Annotated in this window: 11 protein-coding genes; 6 read left to right on the top strand and 5 right to left on the bottom strand. The window is 61.3% G+C overall.

All coding sequences use genetic code 11. The features are described from left to right. The coding region (locus ACQ4OE_RS18685; RefSeq protein WP_430947509.1) for a hypothetical protein at nucleotides 1-187 on the top strand (187 nt) is incomplete at its 5' end. A gap of 85 nt (nucleotides 188-272) precedes the next feature. Here the strand turns inward: ACQ4OE_RS18685 and ACQ4OE_RS18690 are convergent. Beyond that, a complete protein-coding gene (locus tag ACQ4OE_RS18690) occupies nucleotides 273-1,196 on the bottom strand; it encodes a LysR family transcriptional regulator (protein WP_016987820.1) in 924 nt (307 codons plus the stop codon). A gap of 210 nt (nucleotides 1,197-1,406) precedes the next feature. On the opposite strand from ACQ4OE_RS18690, the gene ACQ4OE_RS18695 reads away from it, so the two are divergent. Both ACQ4OE_RS18695 and ACQ4OE_RS18700 read left to right on the top strand, forming a co-directional pair. Continuing rightward, nucleotides 1,407-1,838: a helix-turn-helix domain-containing protein gene (locus ACQ4OE_RS18695; RefSeq protein ID WP_430947510.1), complete on the top strand. Its 432-nt coding sequence runs from the start codon at nucleotides 1,407-1,409 to the stop codon at nucleotides 1,836-1,838. A gap of 134 nt (nucleotides 1,839-1,972) precedes the next feature. Continuing rightward, nucleotides 1,973-4,894 carry an ATP-binding protein gene (locus tag ACQ4OE_RS18700; protein ID WP_430947511.1) on the top strand — a complete coding sequence of 974 codons (2,922 nt, stop codon included), beginning with the start codon at nucleotides 1,973-1,975 and terminating at the stop codon, nucleotides 4,892-4,894. Here ACQ4OE_RS18700 and ACQ4OE_RS18705 read toward each other — a convergent pair. Next, complete coding sequence (locus ACQ4OE_RS18705) at nucleotides 4,871-6,319, bottom strand: ATP-binding protein (RefSeq protein ID WP_430947512.1); 1,449 nt, start codon at nucleotides 6,317-6,319, stop codon at nucleotides 4,871-4,873. The two genes, ACQ4OE_RS18700 and ACQ4OE_RS18705, sit on opposite strands and share 24 nt — an antisense overlap. Nucleotides 6,320-6,409: 90 nt before the next feature. Beyond that, entirely contained in the window at nucleotides 6,410-7,360 is a 951-nt protein-coding gene (locus ACQ4OE_RS18710) for a GlxA family transcriptional regulator (RefSeq protein WP_122592429.1), read from the bottom strand. A 221-nt stretch (nucleotides 7,361-7,581) separates the two neighbouring features. On the opposite strand from ACQ4OE_RS18710, the gene ACQ4OE_RS18715 reads away from it, so the two are divergent. Further along, nucleotides 7,582-8,304, top strand: a complete 723-nt coding sequence (locus tag ACQ4OE_RS18715) for a pirin family protein (RefSeq protein WP_430947513.1) — start codon at nucleotides 7,582-7,584, stop codon at nucleotides 8,302-8,304. A 50-nt stretch (nucleotides 8,305-8,354) separates the two neighbouring features. On the opposite strand, the gene ACQ4OE_RS18720 is transcribed toward ACQ4OE_RS18715, so the two are convergent. Further along, nucleotides 8,355-8,816 (bottom strand): hypothetical protein, encoded by a 462-nt coding sequence (locus ACQ4OE_RS18720; RefSeq protein ID WP_430947514.1) that lies wholly within the window; start codon nucleotides 8,814-8,816, stop codon nucleotides 8,355-8,357. A 217-nt stretch (nucleotides 8,817-9,033) separates the two neighbouring features. Next, the gene (locus tag ACQ4OE_RS18725; RefSeq protein ID WP_430947515.1) at nucleotides 9,034-9,909 is read right to left on the bottom strand and encodes a LysR family transcriptional regulator; all 876 of its coding nucleotides are present in this window, start codon (nucleotides 9,907-9,909) and stop codon (nucleotides 9,034-9,036) included. Nucleotides 9,910-10,023: 114 nt separating this feature from the next. Here ACQ4OE_RS18725 and ACQ4OE_RS18730 point away from each other — a divergent pair, with 114 nt between their 5' ends. Beyond that, complete coding sequence (locus tag ACQ4OE_RS18730; protein ID WP_430947516.1) at nucleotides 10,024-11,250, top strand: YbfB/YjiJ family MFS transporter; 1,227 nt, start codon at nucleotides 10,024-10,026, stop codon at nucleotides 11,248-11,250. A 114-nt stretch (nucleotides 11,251-11,364) separates the two neighbouring features. After that, nucleotides 11,365-12,363, top strand: coding sequence for an NAD(P)H-quinone oxidoreductase (locus tag ACQ4OE_RS18735; RefSeq protein ID WP_430947517.1), 999 nt, complete (start codon nucleotides 11,365-11,367; stop codon nucleotides 12,361-12,363). The last annotated feature ends 81 nt before the right edge of the window (nucleotides 12,364-12,444 follow it).

Genomic DNA, 12,444 nt, shown 5'->3' on the forward strand with positions numbered 1-12,444 from the left:
AGTGCTGTTGTCGGGCAATTCAGGAGTGGTCATGGCGGGCTCCGGTCGTGGAAAGCAACGGAGTGATTTAGGCGCAGAGTGGGCGGGGTGTCACCTGTCAGGTCTGACAGGTGGAGGGTGTTTTCCGATGAACGGAGCGATGTTAACTCTGGAAGCGAGCCTGCTCGCGGAGGCGCCTGCTCAGTGACCAATCAGCTGAATGACACACCGCTTTCGCGAGCAGGCTCGCTCCCACAGGGGTTTTGCGTGCTTGCTGGAATTTTGTCAGAGATTCAAACCGCCGGAATATCCAGCGGTGCCGCCATGAACTGGCTGATCCGCGCACGCAGCCATTTCTCCGCCGGGTCGTTGTCGTGCACCCCGCTCCACGCCATCGATAACTGCGCCGCATCAATCGGGAACGGTGGGTCTTCGGCGCGCAGCGCACAGCCTTCGACCAATGCACACGCGGCGTAATCCGGCACGGTGGCGATCATTTCGGTGCCGGCGAGCAAGGCGCGCAGGCCGCTGAATTGCGGCACGCCGAGAACGACGCGGCGAGTGCGCCCGACCTTGGCCAGGTCCATGTCGATGTTGCCGCTCAAGTCGCCGGAGAACGACACCATCGCGTGCGGGCGTTCGCAGTATTCGTCCAGCGTCAGCGGGCCCGGGCGGTCGTCGCCGCGCAGGACTTTGCAGGGAATGTCACGGAGTTTTTTGCGCTTGGCGTTGGCCGGCAATTCCGTGGTGTAACTGACGCCGACGGAGATTTCCCCCGAGGCCAGCAATGCCGGCATCAACAGATAGTTGGCGCGGCGGACGACCACGACAATCCCCGGTGCTTCTTGCTGGAGCTGGCGCAACAGCGGCGGAAACAGTCCAAACTCGGCGTCGTCCGACAAACCGATACGGAACACGTCGCAACTGCTCGCCGGTTCGAACTCCTTGGCGCGGCTGACGGCGCCGGAAATCACGTCCATCGCCGGTTGCAGTTCTTTGAGAATGGCCAGTGCCCGTGCCGTCGGTTCCATGCCGCGACCATTGCGCAGCAGTAATGGATCGTCGAACAGATCACGCAAACGCCCCAGCGCCGCGCTCACCGCCGGTTGGCCCATGAACAGTTTTTCGGCGACGCGGGTCAGGTTCTTTTCGAACATCAGCGCTTCGAAAATCACCAGCAGGTTCATGTCGACGCGGCGCAGATCGTTACGGTTCATGGGCACGGATTCCTTATAGCCAACCAGACGCAAGTGCTACGCACTTTACGCGATCCGCGCGCCCGTGAGCGCCGGGCCAGAGCGAAATTAACAACGATTAACTCGTCAGCCATCGCGCCTCGACCAACAATGAATTCCTCCGCTCAGCGTTGTTTTTTGATCTGAGGGAAGGCGCTGACCGTGCACTCCCCACCGACACGGACCTTGGCCATGGCTCATATGCTGCAAACCGTTGCCCTCGCCCCTGCCTGCGAACCGCGCAAAAGCGCTATCGGCGGACTCAGTCCGCAACGCGAACGACAGGTCAAACAACTGATCCTCGAACGCTTGGGCGAGAGCCTTGAAGTGACCGAACTGGCCCGCGCCTGTTCGCTGTCACGCAGCCATTTCTCCCGCGCCTTCAAATGCAGCACCGGGGTGTCGCCGCAGGACTGGATTCGCACCCAGCGCCTCGCCCGCGCCAAGCTGCTGATCCAGCACACCGACCTGAGCCTGACGCAGATCAGCCTGGAATGCGGTTTCTGCGATCAGGCGCATTTCTGCCACATGTTCACCCGCAGCGAAGGTATCAATCCGTTTGCCTGGCGCTGTCAGGCCCTGCGTGAACCGAAAATCAACCGCCCACAAACCGCCCTGTTTTGACGACGGCTTCTGCGCCAGCCGTTGCGCTGACACCCAAACCTGAGGATTATGCCGGGACACCCCGGATTAGAAGGCCTGCGCGCGCGCCCGGCCCTGATTCGTCTTGTCCGCCGCATCACCGCAGGAGCGAGCTGTTGAGTCTTTCCCCGAGTTCGGCCATCGGTTTCGGCCCCTATCGGATTGATCCCGTGCAACGCTTGGTGCTCGAAGGCGACCAGCCGCTGCGCTTGGGCCGTCGGGCGATGGACATTCTGCTGACGTTGCTCGCGCACGCCGGGGAAGTGCTGAGCAAGCAGCAATTGATGGCGGCGGTCTGGCCCGACAGCGTGGTCGAAGAGATCAACCTGCGCGTGCACATGGCGGCGCTGCGCAAGGCGCTCGGCGATGGCCAGGCCGGTCAGCGCTACATCATTACTGTGGCGCAACGCGGCTACAGTTTTGTCGCGCCGATTCTTTCGCAATCCATTGAACAACGCGCTGTCGTCAGTGCGCCCCGGCACAACCTGCCGCTGCGCCGCACGCGCATGATCGGGCGTCAGGCGCTGGTCGACAGCCTGATGACGCAACTGCCGCGCCAGCGCTGTATCACTCTGCTCGGCCCCGGCGGGATCGGCAAAACCACCGTCGCCCTGCGCGTGGCCGAGCAATTGATCGGGCAATATCGTGACGGCATTCAGCTAGTGGATCTGGCGCCGCTCAATGACCCTCAATTGATCTGCTCACACGTCGCCGCCCTGCTCGATCTGGCGCTGGTCGACGGTGATCCGCAGGCGTGTCTGGTCAGCGGTTTGAGCCAACGGCAAATGTTGCTGGTGCTCGACAACTGCGAGCACTTGATTGATGCCGTCGCCGCGCTCAGCGAGAGCGTCCTGCGCGGGGCGCCGAAGGTGCATATCCTCGCCACCAGCCGCGAGAGTCTGCGGGCGGAAGGTGAATATGTGCAGCGTCTGGATTCCCTCGATTACCCGTCGATGTCAACGGTGCTCGACCGCCAGCAGGCGCTGCAATTCTCGGCCCTGCAACTGTTGGTCGAACGGGCCACGGCGGCGCAGGAAAGTTTCGAACTGGACGAGTCTCAGTTGCCCTTGGCGATTGAAATCTGCCATCGGCTGGACGGGATTCCGCTGGCGTTGGAGTTGGCGGCGGCGCAAGTCGCCGAATTGGGGCTGGAGGGGTTGCTGAGCCAGTTGCAGGGGCGTTTGCCGGCCTTGGCGCCGGGCAATCAGACCAGCCTGGAGCGGCATCTGACCCTGCGTGCCACGCTGGACTGGAGTTTCAATCTGCTCAACCGCTGCGAGCAGACTGGCCTGCGCCGCTTGAGCATGTTCCGCGGCGGTTTTACCCTGGAGTCTGCGGCGGCGGTGATCGTCGGCCCACAGATCGAACCCGAGGCGGTGTTCGCCTCGATCACGCAGTTGGTCGCCAAGTCGCTGCTGAGTGTCGAGGTCGGCGATGAAGAAGTCTTCTACCGTCTGCTCGACACCACGCGCCGCTATGCGCTGGAAAAACTCGAACAGGCTGTCGAGCTGGCCGAGACCCGCGAGCGTCATGCCGAACGTTGTCTGGCGTTGATGCGTCAGGCGCAGACGGATTGGGAAACCACGCCGACTTCGTTGTGGATCGAGCGCTACGCCCGTGGCCTCGAAGATCTGCGCGCCGCGTTGGATTGGTGCCTGAGCGGCGACGGGCCGGACGATCTGGGGATCGGCCTGACGGCAGCGTCGGCGCCGCTGTGGCAAGAGCTGTCGTTGCTCAAGGAATACGGCGGCTATGTGCGCCAGGCCTTGCGTCTGCTGGAAGGTATTCAGCCACCCTGCCCGCGCCTGAATATCGCCTTGCAACTGGCCCTTGGCAGCGCGTGCTATCACACTTGGGGTGGCACTCCGGAAACCATTGAGGCGTTCATCAAGGCCCACGCACTCGCAGAGGCGCATGGCGATGTCGCCGGGCAATTGCGGGCGGTGTCCGGGCACATGGCGGTCAATCTCAGTTGCGGGCATTACCGCATGGCACTGGCGCAAAGCGATCAGTTCGACCGGCTCGGCCCTCACGATGATCCGTTGTTGTCCCTCAGCACGCACCGTCTGCGGGTGCTGGCCCTGCATTACGCGGGCGACCAGCCGCAGGCGCGGGAGCATGCTGAACAAGTGATCGAGCGCATGGCCCACAGCGGCCACCGCAATCGGTTTACCCAAGGTTTTGGCGTGCAATACGACCAGAGCGTCGCCTCGCTGACGGTGCTTGCGCGGGTGCTGTGGCTGCAGGGCTTTCCCGAGCAGGCCTGGAAAACCGCGCGGCAGGCGCTGGACATCGCCGTGCAGATCAACCACGGCACATCGATCTGTTACACCCTGGCCTTGGCCACGTGTGTGATCGCCCATTACAACGGTGACCAGCAGAACGCCCGGGCGCTGTTGCAGTTGCTGCTCGAACAATCGCAGAAGCATTCGGTGCTGCTGTTTCATACGTGGGCACGGCATTATGCGCAGGTGATTGATGCCGAGCATGCGGCGCCGGTGCAGGCACAGGACAGTGGTTTGATTCGGGAAATCATGGTCACGCTGGATGACCGGTTTGTTGACGAGTCACTGGTGGAGCGCGCGCGCAGTGGCGAAGCGGGTTGGAGCACGGCGGAGATTCTGCGGGCGCAGGCGGATCGAAGGGTGGCTGAAGATTTGCGGTGTACTGACGGACGCCTTCGCGAGCAGGCTCGCTCCCACAATGGATTGGGGTTGAGCCCACTTCATCAGTACACCGCACAAACCTGTGGGAGCGAGCCTGCTCGCGAAGGCGTCAGTCCAGCCACCGACAACCTGGAAACATCAGAGCAGATCCTCCAGCAAGCCCTGTCCATCGCCCAATCCCAAGGCGCACTGGCCTGGGAGTTGCGCAGCGCCACTTCACTGGCGCAGCTGTGGCAACGGCAACATCGTTATCGCGAAGCGTTGGAACTGCTGACGCCAATCCATCAACGGTTCACCGAGGGTTACGCGACCCCTGACTTGCGCAAAGTGCGCAGACTGCTGGACGCATTAAACCGCCAGTTGAACCTCTGAAAATCGGCATGTGTAGCGCGCATAGCGCTGCTCGATATCGGCCCGCTCTGTCCGCAAGAGCCACAGTTCGCGGGCGTAACTGCGGGTGGTGTTGAGCATTCGGTAGCGTGGCATTCCGCTGCCCCGCTCCACACACAGCAACGACTTGGCAACCAGTTGCGCAACCACTGCCACCAACACGTGCGGCGGCAGATTCGCACAAGTGATGACGGCCAACGCGTCATCCAGCGTGAAGGTTTTCGGGAACACCGACAGTCGTTGCAGCGCCGATTTTTCCGCATCATCAAGACCTTGATAACCCCAGTCCAGCGCGGCCTTCAGCGTCTGGTGCCGCGGCACCGCGGTGCGCCGGCCATGACTGAGCAACTGCAAGCAATTGCCTAGCTGCGCTTGCAAGCCGACGAGGGCCAGTGCATCGATCTGCGTCACCGCCAATTCAATCGCCAAGGGCAATCCATCGAGCCGACGGCAAATATCGCAGACCGCTTTCAGATCCTGTTCACGCAGGACGAAACCTTGCTGGCGGGTACGCGCGCGGCTGACGAACAACTGCACCGCCGAGTAATTCATCGCCTCCTCGACACTGATCAGCTGGGACGATTTGGGCACCGTGAGGGGCCGTAACGGCTGCAGCGTTTCCAGACTGACCTGCAGCGCCTCGCGACTGGTGGCCAACACCGACAGGCGCGGCGCCGCTTCGAGCAAGCATTGCAGCAACGCCTGACAGCGTTCGCGCAGATGCTCGCAGTTATCCAGGACCAGCAAGGCATGCCGTTGGGTCAGGCCGGCAAAGTCGGTTTCAAGGGTGTTCAGCACAGCCTCGAGCAGTGGCGCGCTGTCGTCGAACGCGGCCAGATCCACCCGCCAGACGCCATCGCAAAAATGCTCCAGCAACAGCTCTGCCACACGCAGCGCCACCGTGGTTTTGCCGACGCCGGCCGGGCCGGTGATGGTCATCATTCGGCACAACGGCAATTGCCGCACCAGACTGCCGACCAGGGAGTCGCGGCCAGTGACCGGCGTCAGTCTGGCGGGCAAGTTATGTTGCGGCGCATGCAGGTGTTCGAAAACCACTTGCGCGGTGTTGTCGTAATGCACGGGGGCGATGAAGCTGTAACCGCGTTGCGGCACGTTGACGATGTAGCGCTGAGCGTTCTCGCCGTCGCGCAAAGCACGGCGCAGCGCAGCGATGTGCACGCGTAAATTGATTTCTTCGACCACCGACGTTGGCCAGACCAAGGCAATCAATTGCGCTTTACTGACCACCCGACCGGCGCGTTCGACCAGCACTTGCAGAATGTCCAGCGCACGTCCGCCCATACGCAATGGCCGATCCCCTTCGAGGATCAGCCGCTGGCGCAAATGAAACGCGTAGGGGCCGAAACGCAGCACCGACGCCGGGTTCACATCGTGATGGCTGTTCATGCCAAGTATCTTGGCAGTCTCAGGTGACGGTACAACCACCACGCAGGGCGCAGCACGGACATCCGGGTGCGCTACACGGACAGAACCGCTCTAGCTGAACTGTTCGCGGTACTGCGCCGGGGTCAGGCCGAGCTTTTCGGCGAACAGTGAGCGCATGTGCCGCACGCTGCCAAAGCCACTTTTATAGGCCACGGTTTTCAGCGGCAGATCGCTGGTTTCGAGCAAGTTTCGCGCACAATCGATGCGCGCACTTTGCAGAAACTCCATTGGCGTCATGTTGACGTCACGGGCGAACAGACGGGCGAAGTGTCGTGGACTCATGTTCGCCAGCCCCGCCATGCGCTCGACGGTGAACGCTTCGTCGAGGTGTTCAAGCACGTGATTCTGCACTCGGGTGATAGGTGTTTCCTGCGGAGCCACAGCAGCCATCAACGGACTGAACTGCGCCTGACCGCCCTGCCGTTTCATCACCACCAGCAGCACTTTGGCCACGTCCTGAGCGAGTTTCTTGCCGTGGTCCCGGGCAATCACTGCCAGCGCCAGGTCAATCCCTGCGGTGACCCCGCCGGACGTAATCAGATTTCGATCCTCGACGAAGATTTGATCGGTGGCGACGCTGGCCTTGGGGAAACCTTTGATCAAGCGCTCGGTGTAGTTCCAGTGGGTAGTCACGCGATAGCCGTCGAGCAATCCGGCATGCCCCAGCACGAAAGCGCCGGTGCAGATCGAGCCGAAGCAAGTCGCACGCTGCACCGCACCAGGCAGCCAGGCGAACAACTGCGGAAATCTTTCGTTGTAGGCGCCCGGCCCGCCTGGCACCAGCAATAAGTCGTAACGATCATTGGCCTCTTCAATGTGAAGATCGGCCTGCACCCGCACGCCATTGGAAGCGCGCAACGGCCCGTGCTCGGTGCCAAGGGTGATCAACTGGTAGTGCAGATCGGCTTGCAAGTAACGGTTGGCCACCGAAAACACTTCCATCGGCCCGGCCATGTCGAGCAGCAGAAAATCGGGGAACAGCACCATTGCCACGGTTTTCATGGGAACACATCACTGAGATCAAAGAAGATAAACGCTTCAGACAGGCTGAACATTATGGCCAAGTGTGGCGTGGCCGGTACAAGAGAATCCGTGAACGACGCCGCAAAACTGTCAACCTGATCAGGACAGTCTTTCAATTTCCATCTACTTATTGTGCAGCAAAGTAAACAGTAACCTTCTCCTCACTCGGACGAATTCACGTCCCGCAAGGAGATTTCATCATGCTGACCCTTCGCAAAGCCTCCGATCGTGGCCTCGCCAATCATGGCTGGTTGAAGTCGTTCCACACATTCTCTTTCGCCAGCTACCGCGACCCGCGTGAGCAGGGTTTCTCCGACCTGCTGGTGATCAACGATGACCGCGTGGCCGCCGGCAAAGGTTTCGGCCAGCACCCGCACCGCGACATGGAGATTTTCTCCTATGTGCTCGAAGGTGCGCTGGAACACAAGGACACCTTGGGCACTGGCTCAGTCATCCGCCCCGGGGACGTGCAACTGATGAGCGCCGGCAGCGGCGTGGCGCACAGCGAGTTCAACCATTCAGCGAGCAAGCCTGTGCACTTCCTGCAAATCTGGATCGTGCCGGAAGTCAGCGGCGCCAAACCGCGCTACCAGCAGGAGCATTTCAGCGCGCAGAAAAAACGCGGTCGCCTGCAACTGATCATCTCGCCGGACGGCAGCGACGGATCGCTGAAAGTGCGTCAGGACGCTCGGGTCTACGCCGGGCTGTTCGACGGCAAGGAAAGCGCCACGCTGAAACTCCCGGCCAACCGTTACGCCTATGTGCATGTGGCACGCGGCAGTGTTGAACTGAACGGCGAGCCATTGCGCGAAGGTGACGGCGTGCGGGTTCGTGAGGAACAGGCGCTGACCTTGAGCAATGGCGTGGATGCCGAAGTGCTGGTGTTTGACTTGCGGCCCCAGGAGTTGCCGCAGATGCCATGAGGCAGCACATTAACGCCCACAAAAAACGGCCTTCCGATGAAGGCCGTTTTTTATTGAGGGGATAACGGCGTTTGCAGCAAATCCGGCTTTGCTGTGCCGATGTCTTTGCCCACCTGAATGGCCGCGAGCGCTGTTTGCACGGTGGATAAAACGGCAGCTTGATTGGCGAAATGCGCGCCGACGACAAGGGTAGCGACGCCAAGAAAATGGACAACGCTTGCCGCCCAATAATTAGCCTTCGCCGACGAGGATTGTTTGATGGCCTCTCTCGACTCTTCGGAAAGTTTTTGCACCCCCTCCCACATCAACTCGTAACGTTTATCCCTTTCCTGGTGGATTTCGTAATGAGCCTCGTCCCGCACAGCCTGAGCGACGAGAAACGCATCGATTTTTGCCGACATCTCATTAACCCGAAGATCAATTCTTGCCGACACCTCATTCACCCGAGCATCCATCCGTGCCTCGATGGTCTCGATCCTGGCATTGAACTCTTCGCGTCTGATGTCATTCATGGCTTGGGTATTCCGACTTTCGCTCGACGTGTCACACACTGGATTCTGAAGCACTTCCCTGACGTTCAATTCGACACCTTTTGGGGTTACCGAGACCTTCCGTGGCCATTGGCGTCAACGATATATTTGTCCCCGACAACCCACAAGCCAGCGGTTTCTGACCCGGATGTAGGCCGTTTCGTCAGACCTTGTAGCCCGGCCAAAACCGCGCTCCAAGCTACTCATTCTCCAGTGCAAACGCCTCGACAATCTGCTCGATCACCGCCCGTACCCGCGCGGTATGGCGCAGATCGGCATGGGTCACCAGCCACACCTCGTAGGGCTCTGGCCGGGTTCGCTCCGGCCAAATTCGGACCAGACCATCACGCTCGCCCATGTACAGCGGAATTTCGCCGATGCCCACACCTGCCGCTATTGAGCGGCGCACCAACAGACTGGAACTGAGACTGGCGACGAGACGCCCGCGAGTCATCGGTTCCGAGACCAGCGTCAGGTCCTTTTTATGTTGCAGATACGGTTGATAGACCACCAGATCATGGCCTTCGAACGCCCTGCCCGGCTCCGGCGCGCCTTTGCTGTCGACATAGGCCTGAGCCGCGAAAAGTCCTACAGGCCAGCGCGCTATTCGCCGGGCGATCAGATCAGGATTGTCGGGGCGCGTATTGCGCACGGCGATATCCGCCTCGCGCTTGGCCAGGCTGAGGATCTGCGTTGAAGCATCGAGTTGCACCTGCACATCCGGATGCTGCTCATGCAGGCGCGCAATGGCTGGAATCAGGAAATCGATGGCCAGCGAATCGGTGGTGCTGACCCGCACACTGCCCGTAAGTCGATCATCAAGCCCCTGGATCTGCCGCTCCAGCTCGAGCGCTGAATGTTCCATTTTCTCGACGTTCTTCAGCGCCGCCTCCCCCACCGCCGTCAAGGCGTAGCCGTCGGAGGTGCGCAGGAACAACGTCGCGCCGAGGGACTTTTCCAGCGCGCTGATACGCCGCCCGACCGTCGCCTGATCGACGTTCAGAAGCCGCGCGGCCCCACGCAATGTCGAGGCGCGACAAACGGCGAGAAACATCCGTGCATCATCCCAATTCATCCTGCCTCCTGATGATGCACATACGCATCACAACAATGGAAAATCGCTGCATAAACGCAGCAACCATAGCCGATATGCTGGGCGCCATAAACCTTCTTCGGAAACGTGAATATCATGCGCACTCCAACCCCCGGTGCTCTCTGGCTGCCGATCGTCGCCGGACTCTGTGCCAGCCTGGTCAGCATTGGTCTGGCCCGTTTCGCCTACACACCACTGATTCCCGCACTGATTCAGGCACAGTGGTTTTCCGCCAACGATGTGGTCTACCTCGGCGCGGCCAATCTGATTGGTTACTTGATCGGCGCCCTGCTCGGCCGGCCGATGGCGGGTCATCTCGGTAATAAAAACGCGCTGCGCCTGATGATGCTGGTGGTGACTGCGGCGTTTTTCGCTTGTGCGTATCCGTTGTCCGTGAGCTGGTTCTTCGGCTGGCGCTTGCTGTCCGGCATCGCTGGGGGCGCAATCATGGTGCTGGTCGCGGCGACCGTGCTGCCGCATGTTCCGCCGGCGCGTAAAGGGCTGGCCAGTGGCGCGATTTTCCTGGGCATCGGCCTCGGTATTGCCGGCTCCGGGACGATTGTGCCGCCGCTGTTGAGTCTCGGTCTGCAAGCCACCTGGTTCGGGCTCGGCGCGATCGCATTATTGCTGACGGTGTTGAGCTGGTTCGGCTGGCCCGCTGATCTGCCGAAGGCGACCGTTTCCCACGGCGCAGTGATCGCACCGACACCTCCCGGCGTTTATGTACTGTTCGCCCAATACGCCTTTATGGCGGCCGGGCTGGTGCCGGCAATGGTCTTCCTCGTCGATTACGTGGCGCGCGGCCTCGGCGCGGGGGCTCACGTCGGCGCGCTGGTCTGGGTGATGTACGGCGTGGGCGCGATTGTCGGCCCGGTGAGTTATGGCTTTCTCGCCGACAAGCTCGGCGCACGCTTGAGCATCCGTTTGGTGCTGGTGATTCAGGCGATTGCTCTTGGCCTGCTGGCCGTTTCCCAGTCCTTCGTGGCACTGGCGGTGCTCGCGGTGATTCTCGGTTCGTTCCCCCCCGGCATTGTGCCGCTGGCGTTGGCGCGGGTGCATGAACTGGTGCCGGAGCACGCTCGCCAGCAAATCGCCTGGAGCCGCGCCACCGTATCGTTCGCCACGTTTCAGGCGCTGGCGGGGTTCGGCTATTCGGCGCTGTTCAACGCCAACGGTGGCCACCACGCGATGCTGTTCATGATTGCCTGCGGTTCGATTGGCGTGGCGTTGCTCCTGGAACAAGCCATGAACATCTGGGCACGCATGACCCAAGGTAGGAGCGAGCCTGCTCGCGAAAGCGCTTTATCTGACACCCTGCGCTGACTGTTCCGACGCCTTCGCCTGCAAGCTCGTTGCCACAGGTTATCGGGGTTGACCTGAATTTATCGAGGGATGCACGACTCCCATCTACACACACTTCTATCAGGAGGAAACACTATGTCGTTACCCAACGAAATGACCCGCATCGAAATCACCGAACCCGGTGGCCCTGAGGTTCTGCAAGCCAAACGCGTGGCGCTGCCGGACGTCGCCGAGGGCGAAGTGCTGATTCGCGTGCACGCCGCCGGGATCAATCGCCCCGACGCCCTGCAACGCGCCGGCAAGTATCCGATGAAACCGGGCATGAACCCGATCCCCGGCCTGGAAGTGTCCGGGGTGGTGGTGGCGCTTGGCGCCGGCGTCAGTCAGTTCGCTGTAGGTGATCGGGTCTGCGCGCTGACCAACGGTGGCGGTTACGCCGAATACGCCGCCGTGCCCGCCGGGCAAACGCTGCCGATTCCCGAGGGTCTCGATTGGGTCCACGCCGCTGCGATCCCGGAAACCTTCTTTACCGTGTGGGCCAATCTTTTTGGCCTCGGTGGCGCCAGCAAGGGCCAGCGCGCATTGATCCACGGCGGCACCAGCGGCATCGGCACTACCGCCCTGATGCTTTGCCGCGAATTCGGCATCCAGGCCTTTGCCACCGCTGGCAGCCCTGAGAAATGCGCGGCGATCAGCAAGCTCGGTGGCCAGCCGATCAACTATCGCGACGCAGAGTTTGCCAAAGTCATCGCCGAACACACCGCCGGTGAAGGCGTGAATGTGATTCTCGACATCATGGGCGGCTCTTACCTCAACGATAACGTCAGCGCCCTGGCGATGGACGGCCGGCTGGTGATGCTCGGTTTCCTCGGCGGTGCCCGCGCCAATGATTTTGACCTGCTGGCGATGATGGCCAAGCGTGCAGTGATCACCGGTTCGCTGCTGCGCGCGCGCAGCGCTGCGGAAAAAGCGGCGATTGCCAGTGAACTGCGCGAACACGTGTGGCCGGCACTGGCCGCCGGGCGCTGCCTGCCACTGATCGACAAGGTCTACCCGCTCGCCGACGCCGCCCAAGCCCACGCGCACATGGAGGCCGGTGACCATATCGGCAAAATCGTGTTGCAGGTCGGTTGAGCCGTTGCAGCATTTTGTAATCGTTGCACATGCACGGTGGTCGAAAATGTCACGCGCAGGCCGAGGCATCTGGTAAAAAGC

Source organism: Pseudomonas sp. WC2, from assembly GCF_050586545.1.
Lineage (GTDB): Bacteria > Pseudomonadota > Gammaproteobacteria > Pseudomonadales > Pseudomonadaceae > Aquipseudomonas.